The sequence below is a fragment of the Actinomadura sp. GC306 genome (assembly GCF_004348665.1).
Classification (GTDB): Bacteria; Actinomycetota; Actinomycetes; order Streptosporangiales; family Streptosporangiaceae; genus Spirillospora.
Genome location: NZ_SMKM01000474.1, coordinates 1 through 2,234, shown reverse-complemented (window position 1 = coordinate 2,234; position 2,234 = coordinate 1). Strand labels below are relative to the sequence as shown.

Below are 2,234 nucleotides of genomic sequence, written 5' to 3'. Positions count from 1 at the left end.
GCAAGTCTTCGCGCAGGCGCCGCTGAGATGACGCCGAACGTGACCCGTCCCCCTGGACGCCGTCCCCCTGGACGCCGTCCCCCTGTGTCCCGTCTCCCTGAACGCCGTGCCCCTGAACGCCGTGCCCCTGAACGCAGTGCCCCTGTGCGCAGTGCCCCTGTGCGCAGTGCCCCTGAACGCAGTGCCCGCCGGTATGGCCCTCGTGCCCTGCACCCCGCCCGGCGGGCGCTGTCCGCGCCCGCGGTGACCGCCGAGACCCCTCCCGGCGGTCACCGCGGGTCCGCCCCACCCACCGCCACGGGCTGTGTCACATCCCGAGGCACAGGCCGTGTCACATGCCGTGTTACATCCCGCGGGACTGCGAGATGGAGCCCGACGTCGCGAGGGTGAACGTCCGCATCGACTCGGCGAACTTCGACAGGTCCCACTCGGCGGGGCCCTCGTACCAGTAGAGGTTGTCGGCGCCCTCGGCCCGCTCGCCCGCGTCCTTGACCGTCTCGGCCCACTTCCCGACCGCGTCGAACACGACCGCGTACGGCAGGAAGCGGGAGAACAGCGCGATCCGCTGCCGGGACGCCGTCTCGTCCTCGTCCGGGAGGACGCCGCGCTCCAGGAACGCGCGGAATCCGATCGTGTGCGCGAGGACGGTCGAGCCGCGCGCCGTCTTCGCGGGCATGTACTGGCCGCCGTACGCCAGCGCCGCGCCCGCGATGATCACCGCGAGCCCGGCGAGGGCCCACTCGGTGGTGAGCGCGAGCGCGATCGTCCCGCCGATGCCGAGGACGGTCAGGACGATGCCCGCGAGCGTCCAGCGCGACCGGACGGTGTCGGGCCGCCGCGCGAACCAGCCCTGCTTCACCACGTCGTCGTACATCGCGGACCTGACCTGGGCGAGCTTCGTCGCGAACGTCCCGCCGAGCTCCGACAGCTTCACCGCCTCGCGGGCGCTGCCGTCCGGGGCGGTGAGCAGCGCGTCCAGCAGGATCCGCTCGTAGGGGAGCAGGTCGGCGACGGGCCGCTCCAGCTTGCGCAGCGTCCAGTCGAGGCGGCCGGTGACCGCCCGGTCCTCCTCCTCGATCAACAGGTAGCCGCGGACGGCGAGGTCCACGATCGTCGCCGTCACGTCGATGACGTCGGCCTGCTCGTCGATCAGCGTGCCGATCTGGCCGGGGCGCACCCCGTCCGGCGGCTCGAACTCCGACCCCGCGACCGGCGCGTGGTCGCCCTCGGCCGCCTTCTTGACCACGACGCGCGCGTCACGCCCGCGCAGCAGGTAGAGCGCCGCGACGCCGCCGACGAGCAGGATCAGCAGCGCCACGAGCGCGGAGCCGGTGACGGTGTTGACGGCGAACGCGGTCGCGAGCGTGTGCCGCCGCTCGTAGATCGGCTGCCCGCCGGTCGTGCCCGCCGGAAGGCCCGCGACGACCGTGACGTACTCGCCGGGCAGCATCCCCTGCTGGGCGTACACGCCCTGGGTGTGCGTGTGGTTCATGTAGTACTGCGTGCAGCCGATCGTGCTGCCGATCGGTCCGGTGAAGCAGTTGACGCTGCTGATCGCCGCGCCGGCGTCCACGGTGGCGCGCGCCTCGTCCACCGGGACCTTCCAGCCCCCGATGACCGGCCAGCGCATCTCCTCGATCTGCCCCATCCGGGTGATCGCGCCGCGCAGGTCGTACTCCAGGACGACCGTGTGGTCGCCGGTCAGCTCCTGCCCGCCGGTCACCTCGACCGTGGTCCGGGTGTCCTCGCTGGACGAGGCGACCTGCGCCGGGCCGCCGTCCGGGCTGCTCGCCCGCAGGTTCGACAGCCGGTAGACGCGGTCCTCGGTGAGGCTCTCGTGCACGCGCGTGGGGAACGTCCGCTCGAAGCCCTTCTCCCCGGCGAACCGGTAGACGATCGTCTCCCGGACCTTGACCACGCCGCCCTGGCCGGTGGTGAGGACGGCGTCCTCCTTCAGCACCCGGCCCTGAGCCGCCTGCCCCGTTCGCGCCGCCTGCCCGGCCTGGCCCTGCGCGGCCTGGCCCTGCGCGGGGGCCGTTCGCGCGGCGGGCTCGGCCGCCGCCGCGGTGGCGGAGGCCGCCAGGGGGAGGAGGACGGCGGCCGAGAGGGTCAGGACGACCGGCCGTACCCGGAAGAACGCCGCAAGAGCAGACATGGCCGCAAATGGTACCGGGAATGCGTGCGATGATTCTCTGCTATGGCTGGTCAGTACCCCCCACCGCCTCCCCCGGGAC

The 2,234-nt window shown here is 73.1% G+C and carries 1 protein-coding gene; it reads right to left on the bottom strand.

Annotation, left to right across the window (positions count from 1 at the left end; translation table 11 throughout):
• Positions 1-343: 343 nt before the first annotated feature.
• Positions 344-2,155, bottom strand: a complete 1,812-nt coding sequence (locus E1200_RS32720; protein ID WP_131956468.1) for a DUF2207 domain-containing protein — start codon at positions 2,153-2,155, stop codon at positions 344-346.
• Positions 2,156-2,234 lie beyond the last annotated feature (79 nt).